Annotated in this window: 17 protein-coding genes; 9 read left to right on the forward strand and 8 right to left on the reverse strand. The window is 72.3% G+C overall.

The features are described from left to right. Positions 1–99: 99 nt before the first annotated feature. The 5 genes from lanKC to ACH4U8_RS32490 all read right to left on the reverse strand — a co-directional run bounded on the left by lanKC (position 100) and on the right by ACH4U8_RS32490 (position 5,935). Positions 100–2,691: a class III lanthionine synthetase LanKC gene (gene lanKC, locus ACH4U8_RS32470; RefSeq protein WP_395781984.1), complete on the reverse strand. Its 2,592-nt coding sequence runs from the start codon at positions 2,689–2,691 to the stop codon at positions 100–102. A gap of 280 nt (positions 2,692–2,971) precedes the next feature. Next, positions 2,972–3,841 carry a biotin-dependent carboxyltransferase family protein gene (locus tag ACH4U8_RS32475; protein WP_395781986.1) on the reverse strand — a complete coding sequence of 290 codons (870 nt, stop codon included), beginning with the start codon at positions 3,839–3,841 and terminating at the stop codon, positions 2,972–2,974. Beyond that, the gene (locus ACH4U8_RS32480; RefSeq protein ID WP_395781988.1) at positions 3,838–4,455 is read right to left on the reverse strand and encodes an allophanate hydrolase subunit 1; all 618 of its coding nucleotides are present in this window, start codon (positions 4,453–4,455) and stop codon (positions 3,838–3,840) included. The genes ACH4U8_RS32475 and ACH4U8_RS32480 overlap by 4 nt, the downstream gene beginning before the upstream one ends. After that, positions 4,452–5,216: a LamB/YcsF family protein gene (locus ACH4U8_RS32485; protein WP_395781990.1), complete on the reverse strand. Its 765-nt coding sequence runs from the start codon at positions 5,214–5,216 to the stop codon at positions 4,452–4,454. The genes ACH4U8_RS32480 and ACH4U8_RS32485 overlap by 4 nt, the downstream gene beginning before the upstream one ends. Beyond that, a complete protein-coding gene (locus ACH4U8_RS32490; RefSeq protein WP_395781992.1) occupies positions 5,213–5,935 on the reverse strand; it encodes a GntR family transcriptional regulator in 723 nt (240 codons plus the stop codon). Before ACH4U8_RS32490 ends, ACH4U8_RS32485 begins: the two co-directional genes overlap by 4 nt. Positions 5,936–6,089: 154 nt before the next feature. Between ACH4U8_RS32490 and ACH4U8_RS32495 the strand changes: the two genes are divergently transcribed. The 6 genes from ACH4U8_RS32495 (at position 6,090) to ACH4U8_RS32520 (ending at position 11,002) form a co-directional block, all read left to right on the forward strand. Beyond that, on the forward strand, positions 6,090–6,851 hold the full coding sequence (locus tag ACH4U8_RS32495; RefSeq protein ID WP_395781994.1) for a DUF969 domain-containing protein: 762 nt from the start codon (positions 6,090–6,092) through the stop codon (positions 6,849–6,851). Beyond that, positions 6,848–7,816, forward strand: coding sequence for a DUF979 domain-containing protein (locus ACH4U8_RS32500; protein WP_379992308.1), 969 nt, complete (start codon positions 6,848–6,850; stop codon positions 7,814–7,816). The genes ACH4U8_RS32495 and ACH4U8_RS32500 overlap by 4 nt, the downstream gene beginning before the upstream one ends. A gap of 44 nt (positions 7,817–7,860) precedes the next feature. Then, a complete protein-coding gene (pcp, locus tag ACH4U8_RS32505) occupies positions 7,861–8,505 on the forward strand; it encodes a pyroglutamyl-peptidase I (RefSeq protein WP_360309103.1) in 645 nt (214 codons plus the stop codon). A gap of 315 nt (positions 8,506–8,820) precedes the next feature. Then, positions 8,821–9,369, forward strand: coding sequence for an AAA family ATPase (locus ACH4U8_RS32510; protein ID WP_360309101.1), 549 nt, complete (start codon positions 8,821–8,823; stop codon positions 9,367–9,369). A gap of 262 nt (positions 9,370–9,631) precedes the next feature. Further along, complete coding sequence (locus ACH4U8_RS32515) at positions 9,632–10,174, forward strand: hypothetical protein (RefSeq protein WP_395781996.1); 543 nt, start codon at positions 9,632–9,634, stop codon at positions 10,172–10,174. Between the two features lie 189 nt (positions 10,175–10,363). Beyond that, complete coding sequence (locus tag ACH4U8_RS32520) at positions 10,364–11,002, forward strand: class F sortase (RefSeq protein ID WP_379992311.1); 639 nt, start codon at positions 10,364–10,366, stop codon at positions 11,000–11,002. A 434-nt stretch (positions 11,003–11,436) separates the two neighbouring features. Here ACH4U8_RS32520 and ACH4U8_RS32525 read toward each other — a convergent pair whose 3' ends face one another. Then, the gene (locus tag ACH4U8_RS32525) at positions 11,437–12,078 is read right to left on the reverse strand and encodes a hypothetical protein (protein ID WP_395781998.1); all 642 of its coding nucleotides are present in this window, start codon (positions 12,076–12,078) and stop codon (positions 11,437–11,439) included. A gap of 300 nt (positions 12,079–12,378) precedes the next feature. Here ACH4U8_RS32525 and ACH4U8_RS32530 point away from each other — a divergent pair, with 300 nt between their 5' ends. Beyond that, the gene (locus tag ACH4U8_RS32530; RefSeq protein WP_395782000.1) at positions 12,379–12,879 is read left to right on the forward strand and encodes an NADAR family protein; all 501 of its coding nucleotides are present in this window, start codon (positions 12,379–12,381) and stop codon (positions 12,877–12,879) included. 39 nt (positions 12,880–12,918) lie between these two features. Here ACH4U8_RS32530 and ACH4U8_RS32535 read toward each other — a convergent pair whose 3' ends face one another. Both ACH4U8_RS32535 and ACH4U8_RS32540 read right to left on the reverse strand, forming a co-directional pair. Next, on the reverse strand, positions 12,919–14,706 hold the full coding sequence (locus ACH4U8_RS32535; protein ID WP_395782002.1) for a histidinol-phosphatase: 1,788 nt from the start codon (positions 14,704–14,706) through the stop codon (positions 12,919–12,921). A gap of 151 nt (positions 14,707–14,857) precedes the next feature. Beyond that, complete coding sequence (locus tag ACH4U8_RS32540) at positions 14,858–15,559, reverse strand: DUF2306 domain-containing protein (protein ID WP_395782004.1); 702 nt, start codon at positions 15,557–15,559, stop codon at positions 14,858–14,860. A 372-nt stretch (positions 15,560–15,931) separates the two neighbouring features. Here ACH4U8_RS32540 and ACH4U8_RS32545 point away from each other — a divergent pair, with 372 nt between their 5' ends. Both ACH4U8_RS32545 and ACH4U8_RS32550 read left to right on the forward strand, forming a co-directional pair. Next, positions 15,932–16,978 (forward strand): histidine kinase, encoded by a 1,047-nt coding sequence (locus tag ACH4U8_RS32545; RefSeq protein WP_360309087.1) that lies wholly within the window; start codon positions 15,932–15,934, stop codon positions 16,976–16,978. Beyond that, positions 16,975–17,637 (forward strand): response regulator transcription factor, encoded by a 663-nt coding sequence (locus ACH4U8_RS32550; RefSeq protein WP_360309085.1) that lies wholly within the window; start codon positions 16,975–16,977, stop codon positions 17,635–17,637. Before ACH4U8_RS32545 ends, ACH4U8_RS32550 begins: the two co-directional genes overlap by 4 nt. Positions 17,638–17,652 lie beyond the last annotated feature (15 nt).

Below are 17,652 nucleotides of genomic sequence, written 5' to 3' on the forward strand. Positions count from 1 at the left end.
TCTCGGTAGTGGTACTCGATCGACGGGACATCGATCGCCCGGTGCGCCCGCCCGAAACCGCAGGCGGGTCTTGCTTCGATCCCCGTGAAGGGATCGGCTTCAGGGCCGCGAAGGCGGCGGGAGGAAGGGCAGTTGCACGGGTCGGTCGTGCAGGGCGCTGCCCAACGCGAGCAGGCAACCGGCGGTGCCGGTGCTGAGATCCATCGACAGCCGCATCATCTGCTCACCGGCGAAGGCGAGTCGGCCCCGGTAGGGGACCGCGCCCCAGGACAACGACTCGATCTGCCGACGGATGTCGGCCGGTTCGGTCCCGGGCCCACCGGTGGTGGTGCGACTCAGGTGCAGCACCATGCCCGCCGTGCCCCGGAACAGGCCGGGCTGGGCACAGAACCTGGCCTGCGCGGCGCGCACGATCTCGCCGCGGGCCTGCTCGAACTCGGCGTCGGGACGGTGCGCGAGGTAGTCGTCCAGGACCATGCCGATGCCTACGCTGCCCGCGCCCAGGTAGGGCATCGTGCGGCTGCCCTCGTCGACCTGGAGGGTGCCGCCGACCGCGATCACACAGCGGGCCAGGTCGGCCCGCAGCGCTTCGGCGGCGGCGTCCAACAGGCCCGGGTCGCCGAGTCGTTCGTACAGGCGCAGGTACAGCAGCGCGCCGCCGGTGGCGCCGTGCAACAAGCCGGCCCGGGCCGGTGCGGGACCGGTGCGGATCCGGTCCGCGAGCTGCTCGGCACACGCGAACGCATGGGTGTCCAGGGCGGATTCGCCGGTGGAGCCGGCCAGGTCGTGCAGGGCCAGGCCGAGACCGGCGAGGCCGCTGTGCAGGTCCGGTCCCAGCATGCGCCGGTCCTGCGCGAGGATCGTGTCGACCAGATCCAGGGCCCGTTCCCGCCGACCGAGCCGGTCCAGCGTCCAGGCGACGCCGGACAGGCCGTCGTAGAAGCCGATCGGGTTCCCGGGCGGCAGGTTCTCGGTGGCGCGCAACAGCCATTCCTCGGCCGCCGGAAGCGGCTCGGCGTCGGTCTCGGCCAGCGCGTACAACACGCCCGCCGCTCCGTACCCGAAGCTCGCACCGCCGCCGGGCACGGCGAACTGAACGATGTCGCCGGGGAAACAACGATCGTCGCGGCCCGGTGTGGCGGACGCGTGGATCGCCCGGGCCATCGAGTCACGGCTGTTCGGCCAGTCGTCCAAGGCGACCGGGAGGTAACCGTGTGTCGGCCGGGGGCGATCGGGGATCCTCGTCTGCGGATCCTGCTCGGGCCGGTGCCCGCGCAGGATCTCCTCGACCGCCGTGTCCAGCCAACCGGCCGGGATCGGGAACTGTTCGGCGGCGATGTCGGCCAGATGCCGGGCCTTGTCCCGATCCACGGCGAACAGGCTGGTCAGCGGCAGGAACAGGGCGATCCGCAGACACGCCAGGGCGTAGCGGTCCACCTCCGCGCCACGTCGGTCGCGCGGGGCGACGAAGCCGGGATGGGCGACCACCTGTCGGGCGTTGTCGTCGTCCACGGCGGCGGCCTCGAAATCGAGCAGCGTCACCGCGCTCTCGTCCTCGGACATCATGATGTTGAACAGGTGCAGGTCGTTGAAGACCACACCGCGGGCGTGGACCTGCGCGACCGCGTTCTCCACGAGGGTGTAGACCCGCATCGCCCACTGGGTGTACTCGACCAGTTGCTCGGGCGAGGGATCCGTCTCGATCAGCGGATGCCGGTGGGCGAAGAATGTGTTCAGCGGGCTGCCCTGGATGAACTCCAGCACCAGGAAGCTGTGTTCGCCGAGGGTGAACCAGTCGTGCACCTCGGGGGTACAGCCGAGCCCGCTCAGTCGGCGCAGCGCGTCGCGCTCGCGCTCCAACCGGGTGACCGCGTCCGCGCCGTCCGCGGCGAGCCCGGCGTGCGGCCGGGCCTCCTTGAGTACGACCTGCTCGTCGGTGCGCAGATCCCGGCCGATGTAGACGCCGCCGCCGTTGGAGAAGTGCAGCGCACGCTCGATCTTGTACGGGAGTTCGCCGACGGTGGTCGCGGACCGGGCGGCCAGGTGCGGGGCCAGGAAGGCGGGCAGGTCGAGCCACGGCGGCAGCCGAAAGGTGGGTTCGCGGCGGTCGGGGACCAGGGTGCCGGTGTCGTCCGCGATCGCGGGACACGGTTCGCCGCGCTCGTTGTGGCAGTTGCGCTCGGTGAAGCTGCCGTACCGCAGGTGGACCGGTCCTTCGCCCCAGCGCAGGTCGCTGAGGATGTACGGGCCGGGTTCGCCGGCCAACAGCTCGGCCAGGTCGGTCGCGATGTTGCGACACTGCTCGTCGTCGGTGGGGTAGACGGTGACGAACTTCCCGCTGCCGGCCCGGTCGGCGTACTTGGCGTTGCGCGTGTGCAGCAGGTACCGGCTCGGTACGCACTTGAAGGCGATGCCGCGTGGGACGCAGTAGTCCCAGACGGCGGCGAGTATCCTCTCGGCGTTGCCCAGGCACGCGGAGACGTGGATCTTCCAGCCCTGGGCGGGCAGCGGGTACTCGGCCGGTCGGAAGGCGAGCCAGTCGGCGAAGTTGTGCCGCCGCCAGCCGTCCGGGAGTTCGCGGCGCGTGGTCCGGTAGGACGCCGCCGGACCGCTCTCGTCCGTGCGGAGTCGGTGCGGCGCGTCGTAGAACGTCCGATCGGCGTCGCAGTAGGCCGCGTACCCCTTGTTCATCGCACTCCCATTCCCGATGGCTGGTGCCGTGGAGAACGTTGCCGGCGAACGGGAGTGGACGGCAGTCGTATTCATCACGAAACGTCATGAGGAACGCACGGGTCCGCACGTGAAGAACTCACGTGCATGACAACCGAGTTACCGGTCCGGGCGGGATCGCCGCCGATGCGGGTGCCCGACGCGCGACCGGCAACCACCGGGTACACCAGCGGTGTTGCCGATCCGGGATCCGGGAGCCGCAGGAGCCATGACCCAGGAGCCGGCCGCGAAGCGCGGTGGCTCAGGGCGCGGTGACGGTGAAGCGGACCGGGGTGCCGGGGACCGCCTGGGCGGCTTGGCCGAGGTGTTCCTCGGGGACCACGCCGATCACCGGGTAGCCGCCGGTGACCGGGTGGTCGGCCAGGAAGAGTACCGGTCGTCCGTCCGGGGGCACCTGCACCGCACCCAACACCATGCCCTCGCTGGGCAGTTCGTCGGTGCGTGCCCAGCTCAACGCGGGCCCGTCGGTACGCAGCCCGATCCGGTTGCTCGCCGAGGCCACCGTGTAGCGGGCGGCGCCGAGCGAGGCCGGGGCGCCGGGCGAGAACCAGTCCCGGCGCGGGCCGAGGACCAGCGGCAGCACGAGTTCGCTGGGTGGGCCCGGGCATCGGGACACGTCCGCGCCCGCCGGGGTGGGGCCGCTCGGCTCGCCCAGCGCCAACACGTCGCCGTCGGCCAGCGGCGCCGGCCCCAGCCCGGAGAGCAGGTCGGTGGAGCGGCTGCCCAGGACCGGTTCGACCGCCACGCCGCCGGCGAAGGCCAGGTAGCCGCGCAGACCGGCGGTGGCCGGGCCGACGTCGAGCACGGCGCCGGCCGGGATCCGGATCGCCGCGCCCCACGCCACCGGGCGGCCCTGCACCCGGACCGCGCAGGGTGCGCCGACCACCGCGGCCACGGTGGTCGAGCGCACCCGCACGGCGGTGCCGGTCAGAGTGGTCTCCAGGGTCGCCGCGTCCGGCGGATTGCCGACCAGGCGATTGGCCAGCCGGTGTGCGGGTTGGTCCAGTGCGCCGGAGCGGGGCACGCCCAGGTGCGCGAACCCGGCTCGGCCCAGGTCCTGCACGGTGGTCAGGGCGCCGGCCCGGACCACCTCGACGGCCCGGGTGTTCATCCCCCCTCCGGCACGAAGTGCACCCGCACGCCCGGGGCGAACAGTGCGGCGGGCTCCCGGGCGGCGTCCCACAACACCGCGTCGGTGCTGCCGATCAGTTGCCAACCGCCCGGCGAGGAGCGCGGATACACGCCCGCGTACTCGCCGGCCAGCCCCACCGAGCCGACCGGTACGGCGGTGCGCGGGGTGGCCCGGCGGGCCAGGTGGTAGCGCTCGGGCAACCCGGTGAGGTAGCCGAAGCCGGGCGCGAAGCCGCAGAAGGCGACCCGGAAGGTGACCGCGCCGATGATCTCCGGGACCCGCTCGACCGGCACCCGCCACAGCCCGGCCACCTCGACCAGATCCGGCCCGTCGTAGCGGACCGCGATCTCGATCCGCTCGCCCGCCTCGACGGACAGCGGCGGGATGCGCCAACCGGGTACGTCGGCGGCCAGCGCGGCGGGATCCGCGAGCCCGTCCAACAGCACGGTGCGGGCCGCCGGAACGATCTCGCGCACCGTCGGCAGGGTTCCCGCGGCGCGGCGGCGCAGCAGTTCGGCGTGCAGCGCCTCGGCCCGGTCGGCCGTGTCCACCTCCAGGAGCAGCGCGTGTCGGCCCACCGGCAGGGCCCTCACGCGAACGGCTCCAGGGACACGTCGGCGGCCAGCAGCGCGCGGCGGACCCGCAGCGCCAGCTCGGCCGCGCCCGGGGTGTCGCCGTGCAGGCACAGCGACCGGGCCGAGACGGCGACCCGCTCTCCGGTGATGGCGACGACGGCGCCCTCACGCGCCATCGTCAACGAGCGGGACACGACCCGGTCGCCGTCGTGGACGACGGCCCCGGGTTCCCCGCGCGGCACCAGGGTGCCCTGCGCGGTGTATGCGCGGTCCGCGAACGCCTCGCGTACGCAAGGCAGTCCGGCGGACTCGGCGGCTTCGAGCAGGCGCGAGTCGGGCAGCCCGAGCACCGGCAGCGCACCGCCGGCCAGGAGCACACCGGCGACCACCGCGCCGGCCTGGTCCACGTCCCACACCGTGCGGTTGTACAGCGCGCCGTGCGGCTTGACATAGGTCACCCGGGCCCCGGCGGCACGCGCGAAGACCTCCAACGCGCCGATCTGGTACGCCACTTCGGCGGCCAGCTCGGCGGCCGGGACGTCCATCGCCCGGCGGCCGAAGCCGGCCAGGTCGCGGTAGGAGACCTGCGCGCCGATCCGCACGCCGCGCTCGGCGGCCAGGTCGCAGACCCGACGCATCGTGGCCGGGTCCCCGGCGTGGAATCCGCATGCGACGTTGGCGCTGGTCACCACGGACAGCAGCGCCTCGTCGTCGGTCAGCGTCCAGCGGCCGAAGCCCTCGCCCAGGTCGGCGTTGAGGTCGATCACGGTGGTGTTCATGCGCCGTCCATCCGCATCGCGGTGCAGATCATCTCGCACGCGTCGTCCAGGTAGCGCTCCAGGACCGCCGCGGCGCCCGCGGTGTCGCCGGCCCCGAGCAGGTCGACGATGCGCCGATTCAGGCGCAGGAACGGTTCGTGCAGCGCGCGGGCCGAGGGCATGGCCAGGAAGGCCAGCCGCAGCTCGGCGAGCAACCGGGTCATGTACTCGTCCAGCCGCGGGCTGCCCGCGAGGGCGACCAGGGCCCGGTGGAAGCGCAGGTCGGCGGTGCCGACCTCGGGCCAGTCGCCGGCGTCGGCCGCCGCCTCGCCGCCGGCCACCGCCGCGTGCAGTGCGGCGAGGTGTACGGGGCCGGCCGTGGCCGCGGCGCGCAGGCCGGTGCCCTCCAGGGCCCGACGGACCGCGTAGATGTCGTTCACGTCGTCGGGGTCGAGCGTGCGCACGAAGACGCCCCGGTTCATCTCGTGCACGACCAGGCGGCCGTCGACCAGCGTGCGAAACGCCTCGCGCAGCGTGTTGCGGGAGACTCCGAGGGCGGCGCCCAGGGCCTGTTCGGAGAGTCGGGTGCCCGGGGGCAGCGCGCCCTCGGCGATGCGATCGCGCAGCACCTCGGCGACACGTTGCGCGGTGCCCGAACGCCCGAGCAGGTCGCGATCGGCGGCAAGGCGTCCGAGTGTGTCCTCGGCGGAAGGCCGGGCGAGGTCGACGTCTTGGCCCATGTGGGGTCCCCCAGAGTGCGACGAGCGGTGCGGGAGGAGTAGATCAAGTTCCCGCACCGTTCACAAGGTCTTGTGGGATTGTTCAACAATAGCTTAGCCTCCTCGGCACCTCCTCGTCCCCCTGTTCGAGGACCCGAGCGTGGAAGGCTGCGCAATGATTGTGCTCCTCGGCGTCCTGCTGGTGATCGTAGGGTTCGCCACTCGACGCAACCCCCTGTTGGTGGTCGGTGTCTCCGGCGTGGCCACCGGCCTGCTCGGTGACCTGTCCCCGCGCGAAGTGCTCGCCGCCTTCGGCAACGGCTTCGCCTCCAGCCGAGGCGTGACGATCTTCGCGATCACCCTGCCGGTGATCGGGCTCCTGGAGCGCAACGGTCTTCAGGAGCAGGCCCGGACGCTGATCGCGCGATTCGGCAAACTCACCACCGGGCGTTTCCTGGTGTTGTACCTGGGTCTGCGTCAGCTCACCGCCGCCGTCGGCCTGGTCAGCCTGGGCGGACCGGCCCAGACGGTACGGCCGTTGGTGGTCCCGATGGCCGAGGGCGCCGCCGAGCGCAGCCACGGACCGCTCCCGGACAAGACCCGGGAGAAGATTCGTTCGCATGCCGCCGGCGCGGACAACGTCGGCCTGTTCTTCGGCGAGGACTGCTTCCTGGCGGTCGGTTCGATCCTGCTGATCACCGGCTTCGTGAACACCACGTACCACCAGCACATCGAGCCGCTGCACGTGGCGTTGTGGGCGATTCCCACCGCCGTCTTCGCGTTCCTCATCCACGGCGGCCGACTGCTGCGGCTGGACCGCACGTTGGCCCGCGAGTTCGCGGCGATCGCCGCCGCCGGACCGCCCGCCGAAACCGCCGCCGCATCCGTCGTCGCCGGTCGCGCCGCCGGCATCGTCGCCGAGGGGAAGCTCAAGTGATCAAGGTCGAGTGGTTCTTCTGGCTCGTCGGCGCCGTCTTCCTGGTGATGGCCGCGCAGATGCTCGTGGACCGCAGCAATCCCAAGCGGTTCGGCAGCGCCGCGTTCTGGGGCCTGCTCGGCGCGGGCTTCGTTTACAGCACCCGCGTCGTGGAGAAGACCTCCCCGGCCGAACCGCTGGGCGTGGCCGTGCTGGTGATGGTGTGTCTGGCCGGCTTCGGCTTCACCGGCAAGGGCACCGTGCACACCACCGGCCGCGAGCAGCGGGTGGCCATCGCCGCCCGACTCGGCAGCCGCCTCTTCATCCCCGCACTGACCATCCCGGTGGTGGCGATGGTGTGCGCGGTGCTCGTGAAGAAGTGGCACATCGGCTCCGAACCGGTCCTGCAAAAGGGCAGCGAGACCATCCTGGGCCTGGGCGTCGGCGCGATCGTCGCGCTGGTGGTCGGCATGCTCGTGGTCCGCGAGAAGCGGATCAGCGTGCCGATCCACGAGGGCCGCTCGATGCTGGAGGCGATGGGCTGGGCGCTGCTGCTGCCGCAACTGCTGGCCACGCTCGGCTCGATCTTCCAGGTCTCGGGCGTGGGCAAGCAGGTCGGCGTGCTCACCTCGAAGGTGCTGCCGGACGGCAAGATCTACGTCGCGGTGATCGTGTACTGCCTGGGCATGTTCCTGTTCACCATGATCATGGGCAACGCCTTCGCCGCGTTCCCGGTGATGACCGCGGCGATCGGCTGGCCGGTGCTGGTGGTCGAGGGCGGCGGCGATCCGGCGGTGGTGCTCGCACTGGGCATGCTCGCGGGCTTCTGCGGCACGCTGTGCACCCCGATGGCGGCCAACTTCAACATCGTGCCCGCGGCGCTGCTGGGGCTCAAGGACCAGTACGGGCCGATCAAGGCGCAACTGCCCACCGCCGGCGCGCTGCTCGTCGTCAACATCGGCATCATGTCGGCCTTCGCCTTCTGATCCCGCCGCGTCCCCTGTCCACCGCGTCCCAGGAGAGAACCACCATGACCCGCGTACTCGTCACCGGATTCGACACCTTCGCCGGCGAGGCCACCAACCCCTCCTGGGAGGCGGTACGCCTGCTCGCGGACGCGGCCGAACCGGGCCTGACGGTGACGGCGGTCAAACTCTCCTGTGTCTACGGGGTCGCGCTGGAGGAACTGCGGGCCGCCGTCGAGCGGGTCGACCCCGACCTGGTGTTGTGCGTGGGCCAGGCCGGCGGTCGGCCGGACGTGACCGTGGAGCGGGTCGCGATCAACGTCGACGACGCCCGGATCCCGGACAACGCCGGCCGGCAGCCGATCGACACACCGATCGTCGAGGCGGGCCCCGCCGCGTACTTCGCCACGCTGCCGGTCAAGGCGTGCGTCGCTGCGGCCCGCGCCGCCGGCGTGCCCGCGTCGGTGTCCCAGACGGCGGGCACCTTCGTCTGCAACCACGTCTTCTACGGCCTGATGCACCTGCTCGCCACCGAACGCCCCACCACCCGCGGCGGCTTCGTGCACGTCCCGTTCTCCTCCGACCAGGCCACCGACCGGGCGGTCCCCTCACTGCCGCTGCCCACGATCGCCGCCGGCCTGCGCGCCGTCATGACCACCGCCGTCGCCCGCACCACCGACATCACCGCCCCGGGCGGCACCACCCACTGACCACCCGTCCGCCCGTCGACACGGGATGCGAGCCGACAGCGGTCGCCCGGGTTCGCGAACGGCCCGAGGCCCTCGATCGTGCAGGTACGGACGGCCGCGTGCGGAGCGAGTCGGCACGGGGATGGATACTGGTGCCCGGTCATCGTGCTCGCTGCCACGGGTGATGGCTCGGTGGGTGCGGGTCGACCGAGGACGGTCTCCGCCGGGCGTCCCGTATCGGGACGGGACCACCGGGCACCGGACGCGACCTCGATGCGCCCCGCCACCGCGGCTCGCGGTGCGCGCACCGGCCACGTCGTCGACGAGGGACCCACCATGAAGCGATACATCCTGACCGGCACGCCCGGTGCCGGCAAGACGACCGTGCTGCGCCTGTTGGCGCGGGCGGGGTACGCCGTCGTCGAGGAGGCGGCGACCGACGTCATCGCCCGAGGACAGGCCCGGGGCGAGCGCGAGCCGTGGACCGACGCGTCGTTCGTCGACCGGGTCGTCGCGCTGCAACGCGAACGGGAGCGGGAGGCCGGGACCCGGAGCGAGGACGTGTGCTTCTTCGACCGGTCGCCGATCTGCACCCACGCGCTGAGCGTCTACCTCGACCGGCCGATCTCGGCGGCGCTGTCCGCCGAACTCGACCGGATCGCCGAGGCCGGCACGTATCGACGTCGGGTGTTCTTCCTCCGGAACCTGGGCTTTTGCGAACCCACCGCCGCCCGCCGGATCGACTTCGCCCAGTCGTTGGAGTTCGAGCGCGTCCACGAGGAGAGCTACCGGGCCTTCGGCTACGACCTCGTCGACATCCCGGCCGCGACCGCGCACGAACGCGTCGCGACGATCCTGCGAACGCTCCGCGACTCCACCGACTGACCGCCGCGCCGGGCCCGGGATCGGGGTGGACGATCGAGGGTCACCCGTTCGGCAGTCCGCCGGTGGGTGGTGCGAACCGGGTGCGGATACCGGGTGTCGTGCGGAAACTCGGGAGTGCCGGGGTGACACAGTGTAGCCAGTCGGCGTCGAGGCGGCATTTTCGGCATGCGGGGGACTCTTCGCCCGGCTTACCTGGAAGTCGCGAGCACGGCTGTCCCAGTGGTAGGTCGCTACCGCGTCCGGGCTCGCCGGAGGTTGCATCATGCGTTCGATCACCAGGCTTGCGGGCACCGCGCTGCTCGGCGCGACGCTCGCGCTCGCCGTCCCCGCGGTCGCCCACGCCGCTCCGGCCCGCCCCCAGGTCGACCCGGCGGACTGCGCCAAAGCGGTCGCCGCCGCCGCGAAGGGGCAATTGCAGTACGACGCCGCGGTCGCGGACTTCGCCAAGGCCGCCGCCGCCGCGGCCGGGCAGCCCGACAAGTCCCGGCAGGAACAGCTCGAACGCGCCAAGAACGAGATGGGCGCCGCCGCCTCGGCCGCCGCCGAGGCGTGCCCGGACGCCAGGGTCCTCGGCGGCGAGGGCGGGTCGGACAAGAGCCGGCCGGACGCCGAGCAGGCCGCGCACGGCAGCGCCGCCGGCGACCGGGACGAGTACGCCGAGGCACCCTCGGGCAGCATGCACACCGGCGCCGGCGGTACCTCCGGCAACGCCACCGCCGGCGGGATCGCGCTCGGCGTGGGCCTGTTCGCCGCCGGCGCGAGCCTGGTCGTGCGGCGTCGCCGACTGGGCGCGGGCCGCGGCTGAGCGCGTGCGAGCCGGCTCGGACCACCACGCTCCCGCACCGCTCGACCCTGATCGCGGCGGTGCGGGAATCTGGTGGAACACACCGACCGGGCAGGCGAGTTCCTACCCACCCAGGCGCGTCGGGCGCAGCACCCCTCAGGAGCAGCAGTGGATCCTTCGGCCCCGCCCGACGAAGGTCGCAAGCGCAGCATGGGGCCGGTGGGCGCCGGGGTGGTGGCGATGTGCCTGGGCGCCGCGCTGATCGTCAACGGCACCGGGGCCGCCGATCCGCCGCCGCAGCCCGGCGAGGCCCGGGTCTATCCGGACCAGCCCCGCCCGGCGCCGGACGATCCGCCGCCGCTGGCCCCGTTGTCGGCCGCGGCGCCGGTCCGGGTGCGGATCCCGGCGATCTCGGTGGACGCACCGCTGACCGGCCTGGCCCTGGAGGACGGCGGCCGACTCGCGGCCCCGCCGGACGACGAGGACAACCTCGCGGGCTGGTACCGCAACGGCACCGCCCCCGGCGCGGGTGGCACCGCGATCGTGGCCGGACACGTGGACACCCCACAGGGCCCGGCGGTCTTCTACCACCTCGGCGAGCTGAGTCGGGGCAACACCGTCGAGGTGGATCGTGCCGACGGCGGCACGGCGATCTTCACCGTCGACGCGATCGAGGTCTACCGCGCCGAGCAGTTCCCGGACCGACGCGTCTACGGCGCCGCGAAGGGGGCGGAGTTGCGGTTGATCACCTGTGGCGCGGGCTTCGACCGGACCGAGCAGCGCTATCTGGGCAACGTCGTCGCGTTCGCACACCTGACCGGCCTGGTCGCGCCGCCGCGCGCGTCGTGAACACGCGTCGATGGCACGAAGCCCCGTCCGAGCCGGAGCCGGCGCGTGCGCCTTGGTCGAAACGCCGCCGCCCCGCCGGCCGGGTGGCCGTCGGGGCGGGCGAACAGCGGGGCGCCGGCCCTGTTCGAAACCGCCGGATTCCCCGTCGAGGAGACCGACCGGGCGATGAATACGGTGCTGGCCTACGTGATCGGGATGGCCACTGCCGAGGCCGCCTACCTGTCGATGATCGCGCGCAGCGATCGCACCGAGCAGGAGTGGATGGCGAGCCTGTGGTCGAGCACCGAACAGGCGATGGCCCGACACCCGCGACTGCGCGAGGCCCAGGAGGCCAAGCGCGACCGGAAGCCGGCGCCGGTGCGCGACGTTCGACTACGGCCTGCAACGCGTATTGGACGGTCTGGCGACCCGGCCGAGCTGAGGCGGGCCCTCGATCAGCACTGCCCGGGCACTGCTCTCGTTCGTCCGGCGTCGGACGCCGGGCTGATCCGCGCCCGCCGCTCGTGTCGACGGGTCGTCACCACCACCACGACCGCCACCGACAGGGCGCCCGCCGCATGGGCGAGCGCCAACGTCATCCGCTGGTGCACGAAGCCCATTTCCAGCTCGATCTGTTCGTCGGCGGGGGCGATCCACGGATCGCCCATGATGCCCAGCAGCCGGCTCATCGTGGTCGCGGCGAGCAGCACCACGGCCGTCGCGATCAGCGGGGTGGGGCCGATCGCGGTGCGCCGGGCCTCCCGGGTCCGGCGCGCCGGACTGCGCCGACCGCCCAATCCCGCCGAAGGGCCGTACCACTGCTCGCGGTTTCGGGACACGAGTACGGCCCAGCACAGGAAGAGCACGGGCATCGCCACGCTCGTGACCGCGAGCACCGTCACCGCCAAGCTCGTTGCGCCGTTCCCGCGTGGCGCGAGCTGCGCGGCCAACCGCAGGGCCTCCCGCTCGGCCGGCTGGTCGATCCGTGAGGCCAGGTCGGCGTGCCAGTCGCGGTACACGACATAGGCGAACAGGTCCGCGACGACCATCGCCGCCGCCGCCGTGGTCGCCGCGATGCCGGCGCGCCGGATCGACAACGGCCGAACGGAAGGCAGCCGAAGAGGTGGTAACCGAACCGCCGACTTCGACGCGCCGCCGGATCGATCGGACACCGTTGGTACCCCCGGTTCGGGAAATGTCGTGTGTGCCAAGGATCATGACGCGGCGTCGGCTCGTCGAGTGCGCGGGCCGCTTCGTGCGCGAAACGTCACCATCGCGCGATGCGACGGGAGGTGTGATATCCGCCGGCGGTTCGGGCGTTCGGATGCCATCATGCCGTCGGACGCTGCCGGGGGCGCCGGGGTACGGGCATTCCGGTTCGACGACGAGAGGGGCGGGTGGCTGCCGTGACGATCCACTTCTACGGGGCCGACGAGGTGCCCTACGGCTGCTTCTCCAACTTCTCGCCGCACGGCTTCACCGTCGACGAGGTGTCCTGGCCGACCTCGGAACACTTCTTCCAGGCCCACAAGTTCGCCGGCACCCCGCATGCCGAGCGGATCCGGCGGGCGCCCACGGCCTTGCGCGCGGCGGAGTTGGGCCGGTTGCGGAGCGTGCCGCTGCGCCGGGACTGGGAGTGGGTCAAGGACGAGGTGATGCGGGGCGGGGTGTACGAGAAGTTCCGGCAGAATCCGCGGATCCGCGCGATCCTGCTCGGGACCGGGACGCAGCCGCTCGTGGAGAACACCACGACCGACCACTACTGGGGCCGCGGCAGCACCGGCACCGGGCGGAACATGCTCGGTCGGATCCTGGCCCGTACCAGGACCCGACTCGCGGCCGAGATCGAGGCCGAGACCCGGGCCGGGGGACGCGAACGAGGCCGGGCACGGGGCTGATTGCCCCGGCCCGGCCTCGTTCGCGCAACGCGGTGGGCGTCAGTTGCCCCAGGGCGAGCCCTTGACGTCGACGAAGATCGGGTTGCTGTAGAACCAGATGTCGCGCCACGGGTCGCCGTCGTTGTTCGGGTGCTGGATCGGGCCGGCCGGGTCGACGCCGGCGCCGAACGGGCCCACGCCGTGCCGGTTTCCGTCGCTGCCCCGCAGCCGGACGTAGTACGGCTTGTTCCGGCGGGGCAGTTGCACCTTCAGCGTGTAGGTGCCGGTGCGGCCGGACACGTCGATGCGCTTGCTCACCCGGGTGTCCGGGGCCTGCCACGAGTCCGCGTCGCGGGACTTGCCGGTGACCGTGCCGGTGATCACGTCCACATGCGCGAGCTTGGGCACCTCGCCGTGGTAGTTGGGCCGACTGGCGGTGGTGACCCGGATGTAGAGGGTGGCGCCGCGATTGGCCGCCAACGGCAACCGGCCGCCCAGGGTGACCGGTTCGGTGTGGCCGTTGTCGGCGACCATCCACACGTCCAGGCCGTCCAGGAGCTGGCCGTGGTCCACCCACACCCGCCCGGCCCGGAGCCCGGCCATCACGTCGCGGTAGCCGAACCGTTCGACACCCACGTGGGTGCGGCTGAACTGACCCGGCCAGAAGTCGCTGCCGGGCTGCGGAACCCCGGTGTCCACGGGCAGCGGCTTGGAGCCCAGGTCGTCGAAGCCCTTGCCGGGCGGGTAGGCGCCGTCCGCGTAGGTGTCGAACATGGTGCGGTGGTTGTCCGAGTTCGAGGTGACCGACCACATCCGGCCCTCGGCGAGCAGTGCGTCCCACATGCCGCCGACCGTCGCGGTCATCCAGTCGAAGCCGCCGTGCGTGCGGTAGGTCTCGGCCGGGTACCGCGGCCAGCTCTGCGCTGACGGGGCGTTCTGGTACTCGCCGCGCTGGAAGGTGCCCGGCCCCGACTGGCCCTCGCGGAACTTCACCCAGGCCGGGTCGGCGTTGGCCTGCGAGCCGGGCGCGCCCTCGAAGCCGAGGAAGATCGAGGGGTCCGCGTCGTGCCAGGCGCGCAGTTCGTGCGGCGAGACGATGCCCAACCGGCTGGGGTGGTTGGCCAGTACCAGGACGTCCTCGACGAAGCCCTCGCGCTTGCGCTGACCCAGCCAGCGGATCGCCTCCACCGCCTTGGCCTCGTTGGCGGCGGTGACCGGGTCGCCGGGGGCGCCCACGTCGAACTTGTTGAGCTTGGCGTCGAAGGTCAGCTCGAATCGGCGCAGCAACTCCACCTCGTTGCGGCCGGGCGCGACCATCACGGTGGCGTGCTCGGCGGCGGGGACGTACCACTCCAGGCCCTGGAAGATCAGTACCCGGGGGTTCTCCTGGCGGGCCTTGACGATCTCCGCGTGCTCGCGCTCCGCGCCGCCGGCGTTGGCGTGGCCGAAGTTGGCGTGCTCGGTGTAGACGATCCAGTCCAGGCCGAACTGTCGACCCTGCGCCGCGGATTGCGCGAAGCCGTACTTCGCGTCGTGGCTGTAGACCGTGTGCACGTGGTGGTCGCCCACCAGGTAGACGAACTTGGCGGGCGGGCCGTCCTGGCCCGGTCGCGAACTCGCCTGCACCGCGTCGTCGGATTCGGCCGCGGCAGCCGTACCGGCACCCACCGCGCCGAGCGCCGACGCGCCGAGGAAGCCGGCTCCGAACAGGCCGGCTCGACCGATCAGGCCACGCCGGGACACGCCCTGCGCGTCGAGCCGATCCTCGGCCACCTCCGGGTCCGCCCACTCGGGCAACCGCGGAGCGAGGTGGTCGTCGGGTCGGTGCGAGTGGTCCTCGGTCGTCATGTGCGTTCCTCCGGTCGGGGGCGTCGGCGGATGCCGCCGCAGACGCTATGGGCCGTAGGTGGCGAATAGGCGACATCCGGCCACCGCGCACGTGACGGGCAGAATGATCTTGGGCTGTCCGGCTCGGCCGGCTTCGACCGGATTCCGCCGGTCAGCCGGTGTGCACCTGCGGATCGGGGACCTCGTGGGCGGACCGTTCCGGGCCCGGTGAGCGTGCTCCGCGCCGGCGCAGCAGCAGTTCGACCACGATCAGGTTGGGCACCCAGCACAGGAACGGGACGACTTTGTAGGCGCGGTCGAAGTCGGTTATCGGGACCAGCAGCACCAGCCACAGGCGCAGGGTCACCGCCGCGTAGGTGAACGCGAAGGCGCGCTGCATCCAACGCCGGTGTTCGGCGACCGCGCCGCGGCGGATGGTCCGCAGGCCCATCAGGGCGCAGGCCACCCACGACACCGCGAGCAGGCCGAAGCCGGCCGTGCCCACCGCGCCGGCCAGGTTCAGCGGCGCGAGTACCAGGCCGGCCGCGCCGCCGACCAGGATGCAGGCCAGCGTCACCCGACCGCAGATCCGGTGCAGCCGAGGCGATCGGCGCCGCACCCGGGAGGACAGTTGGCCCGGGGACAGCAGCAGGGCCAGTCCGGCGGCGACGATGTGGGCGTAGAAGAAGGCCCGGGCCCATGGTGGGCGATCCGCGTAGTTCGCGGCGATATCGCCGTCGTCCGAGGCCAGTTCGGTCAGGGTGTTGGTCAGATAGGGGAGCGGCGCGAACACCGCGATGGCCAGGGCGCTCAGGGCCAACCACCAGACCCCGACCGTGCGTCGTCGGGTCGGGTCGTGTGTCACCACTGTCATCTCCGGGCGTCCTTTCCCGCGGGCCGGCACCGCGTTTTCCGGCTGCCGGCTCCGCTCCTGCGGTGGGTGTCCTGCGTTGCGTGTGTCGCGCGGTGTGTCTTGGGCGGGTGTCTCTCGCGCCGTGTGCCCCGTGCCGTGCGTCGCGTGCCGTGGGTTTCGCGCGGTGGGATTCGGCCGGTGCGTCTTGCGCGGTGGATCTCGCGCCGGGCGTGCGGCACCGCGTGTCCCGCGTTGCGTGCCTGCAACGCTAGAAAACACGGGGTGTTCGGGTCACCCCTCGCAGCGGGGGGAATCGCCTCCCTCCTGCGAGGGAGACGCGCCTCCACCGAGGGGAGGTGGACCGGTGCGGCCGGTGCCGGTGCAGGATGGGGCATGCGTATTTCCGACGCCTGGCTGACCCTGGGATTCGTGGTCGCGGCGGCCTCGGTGACCCTGTTCGCGCCGGCCGGTCCGCCGTACCACGCGTTGGACGCGGTGGGTGTCGGGCTCGCCGTCGGGTCCGCGCTGTGCTTGCTCTGGCGCCGGGTGGCGCCGATCGCGGTGGTCTTCGCCACCTCGGCCTTCGTGGTGATCAACGCGGCGGCGGGCTACGCGACCACGGTGACCCAGTGGCCGGCCTGGATATCGCTGTTCACCCTGTTCTCGCTGCGGGGTGCGACCGCCCGGATCATCGGATCGACGCTGGAATTGGCGGCGGTGGCCGGATACGTCCTCCTCGATCGTGCGCCGGTCGGCGGTGCGGACGTGTTCGGCGTGACGGTGTGCTTCCTGCTGGCCACCGTCACCGGCGACGCGGCCCGCAGCCGACGGGCAGTCTCGATCGCCGAACACGCCCGGGTGCGGGCCGAGGAACGCACCGAACTGGCCCGCGAATTGCACGACGCGATCGGACACGCGGTGAACGTGATGGTGATGCAGGCGGGGGTCGGTCGGCGGGTGTTCGCCGACGATCCGTCCTTCGTGCGCGAGGCGTTGGGCAATATCGAGAGCGTCGGCCGCGAGGCGCTCGGCGAACTGGACCGCCTGGTACGGGTGTTGCACGCGGCCGAGCCGGTCACCGATCTGACCGGTCTGGTGGAACGGGTCCGGGCCGCGGGGCGGGAGTTGCGGCTGAACGCCGAGGAGGTCGAGGTGAGCGAGGGGGTCGCCCGGGCGCTGCACCGGATCGTGCAGGAGGCGCTGACCAACGCGCTGCGACACACCGAGACCGGTCGGATCGAGGTGGACCTGGTCCGGTCGGGCGGCACGGTGGTGCTGGAGATCGTCAACCAGGGCCGACATCTGCCGGTCGGCCCGCCCGGACGCGGCCTGGCCAACATGCGCGAGCGGGCCCGTCTGGTCGGTGGCGAGGTGGAGGCGGGGCCGATCCAGGCGGGCTTTCGGGTGCGGGCGACGCTGCCGGCCGAGGCGCTCTCGTGATCCGGGTCCTGCTGGTCGACGACGACGCGTTGGTACGCAGCGGGTTGACCGCGCTGCTCCGGGCCGAGCCGGGCATCGAAGTCGTGGGCGAGGCGGCGAACGGGGTCGAAGCGGTACGCGGCGCGCTCGAACATCGCCCCGACGTGGTGGTGATGGACATCCGGATGCCGGTCCGCGACGGGGTCTCCGCGACCCGGGATCTGCTGGCCGTTCCCGATCGCCCGCGAGTGCTGGTACTCACCACGTTCGACCTGGACGAGGTGGTGGACGACGCGATCACCGCCGGCGCCGACGGATTCCTGCTCAAGCGGGCCACGCCCGAGGAACTGGTCGCAGCCATTCGTACGGTCGCGGCGGGCGACGCGGTGGTGTCGCCGGCGGTGGCCCGCAGACTGTTCGCGTCGCACGCCGCGCGGGTGGGTCCGGACCACGCGCGAGCGGCCCGACTCACCGAGCGGGAGGCGGACGTGTTGCGGGCGATGGCGCTGGGCCTGTCGAACACCGAGATCGCCCGCACCCTGCACCTGTCGGTGGAGACGGTCAAGACGCACGTCAAACACGTGCTGGCCAAGCTGGACGTGCGCGACCGCACCCAGGCGGTGGTGTGGGCCTACCGGACCGGGTTCGCCTACCGAGGAGCACTCACCGTCCCGGAGTGAGCCGGGCAACACCCC

Origin of the sequence: Embleya sp. NPDC020886, from assembly GCF_044333915.1 — a bacterium.
GTDB lineage: Bacteria > Actinomycetota > Actinomycetes > Streptomycetales > Streptomycetaceae > Embleya.

What these genes read in the sequence shown, in the direction of transcription:
- lanKC (WP_395781984.1), bottom strand. Translation starts at nt 2,691, where the DNA reads ATGAACAAGGGGTACGCGGCCTACTGCGACGCCGATCGGACGTTCTAC.
- ACH4U8_RS32475 (WP_395781986.1), bottom strand. Translation starts at nt 3,841, where the DNA reads ATGAACACCCGGGCCGTCGAGGTGGTCCGGGCCGGCGCCCTGACCACC.
- ACH4U8_RS32485 (WP_395781990.1), bottom strand. Translation starts at nt 5,216, where the DNA reads ATGAACACCACCGTGATCGACCTCAACGCCGACCTGGGCGAGGGCTTC.
- ACH4U8_RS32490 (WP_395781992.1), bottom strand. Translation starts at nt 5,935, where the DNA reads ATGGGCCAAGACGTCGACCTCGCCCGGCCTTCCGCCGAGGACACACTC.
- ACH4U8_RS32495 (WP_395781994.1), top strand. Translation starts at nt 6,090, where the DNA reads ATGATTGTGCTCCTCGGCGTCCTGCTGGTGATCGTAGGGTTCGCCACT.
- pcp (WP_360309103.1), top strand. Translation starts at nt 7,861, where the DNA reads ATGACCCGCGTACTCGTCACCGGATTCGACACCTTCGCCGGCGAGGCC.
- ACH4U8_RS32510 (WP_360309101.1), top strand. Translation starts at nt 8,821, where the DNA reads ATGAAGCGATACATCCTGACCGGCACGCCCGGTGCCGGCAAGACGACC.
- ACH4U8_RS32515 (WP_395781996.1), top strand. Translation starts at nt 9,632, where the DNA reads ATGCGTTCGATCACCAGGCTTGCGGGCACCGCGCTGCTCGGCGCGACG.
- ACH4U8_RS32520 (WP_379992311.1), top strand. Translation starts at nt 10,364, where the DNA reads ATGGGGCCGGTGGGCGCCGGGGTGGTGGCGATGTGCCTGGGCGCCGCG.
- ACH4U8_RS32535 (WP_395782002.1), bottom strand. Translation starts at nt 14,706, where the DNA reads ATGACGACCGAGGACCACTCGCACCGACCCGACGACCACCTCGCTCCG.
- ACH4U8_RS32540 (WP_395782004.1), bottom strand. Translation starts at nt 15,559, where the DNA reads ATGACAGTGGTGACACACGACCCGACCCGACGACGCACGGTCGGGGTC.
- ACH4U8_RS32545 (WP_360309087.1), top strand. Translation starts at nt 15,932, where the DNA reads ATGCGTATTTCCGACGCCTGGCTGACCCTGGGATTCGTGGTCGCGGCG.